The following is a 1,060-nucleotide window of genomic DNA, read 5'->3' on the forward strand; positions in this document are numbered from 1 at the left end:
ATACTAATTCAAATCACAGATAGCGTATTTTTGTTCTATGAAGTATGCAGATAAAATACACGAGGACGTAGACTTTCTCCAGAGAGCGGAAAAAGCGCAGAGCAATGCCATCAACCGGGATCGAATTCGCTTCCTGAAACTCTTGAAAACGGGCCGGGCTAACACCCAGAGTGCGGCTGGTGAAGCGATTGGCCTTGGCCAGCGCCATGCTCAACGACTCTGGCATACCTATCAGCAAGGTGGTTTCCAAGCCCTGATGGTCAAGCCTACCCGACATAGTTTGGGTAAGTTGAGTAGTGTTCAGATAAGTCATCTCCGGCAATTTCTCTTTGATGACCAAGCTCAACGACTCGAAGATATTCAAGCCTATTTGGCGGGCAGTTTAGGAGTCGAGTACACCATTGGTGGAGTGAGTGCGCTCTGTAAGCGACTCAAGATAAAACAAAAGACTGGCCGTCCGGTGAATGTGCGCCAGAGGCCAGGGGCGATTGCTTTTTTTAAAAAGATTTAGCGAGTTACGAGCCGACTTTGCCGATGAGGCCATTTTGTTTCACGATGAGTTGCGGGCGGGCACCCGCACCGAGTTAGGCTGTAAATGGACGCCTATGGGCCATCGCCCGTTGGCACCGGTGCGGATTGGCTATGAAAATACGTATTTGTATCTGACGCTTTGTCCTTTTAGCGGGCAGGGATACGCTGCTTTTTTGCCCCACCTGAATAGCGAACAGTTTGGGTGGTTTGTTGAGCAGGTTCAAGCCTGTGTCGGGCCTAAATCGCTGTTTATCGCTGATGGGGCTACTGCTCACCGAATTGATCTGTTTGATGAAAGGAAGCTGATCTTCGAACGTTTACCAGCGGCCTGCCCAGAATTGAATCCCGTGGAGCGTTTCTTCAAGGAAGTTCGTAAGCAGTTGAAGAACAAAGTATTTGACTGTTTACAAGACGCGCAAAGCCGCATTCAGGTGATTGTTGAGGGGCTGTTTGCCGAAGAAGGCAAGGTCATTTCACTGACCTGTTTCCCGTACTTAAAAAACACGACGTTATTAATTTGAATTAGTAT

The 1,060-nt window shown here is 48.5% G+C and carries 2 protein-coding genes; both read left to right on the plus strand.

Annotated features, from left to right (window positions below):
• The first annotated feature begins 37 nt into the window (after positions 1 to 37).
• Entirely contained in the window at positions 38 to 511 is a 474-nt protein-coding gene (locus tag FH603_RS28195) for a helix-turn-helix domain-containing protein (protein ID WP_186742709.1), read from the plus strand.
• Positions 489 to 1,052 (plus strand): transposase, encoded by a 564-nt coding sequence (locus FH603_RS28200; RefSeq protein ID WP_186742711.1) that lies wholly within the window; start codon positions 489 to 491, stop codon positions 1,050 to 1,052. The genes FH603_RS28195 and FH603_RS28200 overlap by 23 nt, the downstream gene beginning before the upstream one ends.
• The last annotated feature ends 8 nt before the right edge of the window (positions 1,053 to 1,060 follow it).

It is taken from the genome of Spirosoma utsteinense, from assembly GCF_014282275.1.
Lineage (GTDB): Bacteria > Bacteroidota > Bacteroidia > Cytophagales > Spirosomataceae > Spirosoma > Spirosoma utsteinense.

Bases quoted from the DNA above. Each gene is read 5' to 3' on its own strand.
- FH603_RS28195 (WP_186742709.1), top strand. From the start codon at position 38: ATGAAGTATGCAGATAAAATACACGAGGACGTAGACTTTCTCCAGAGA.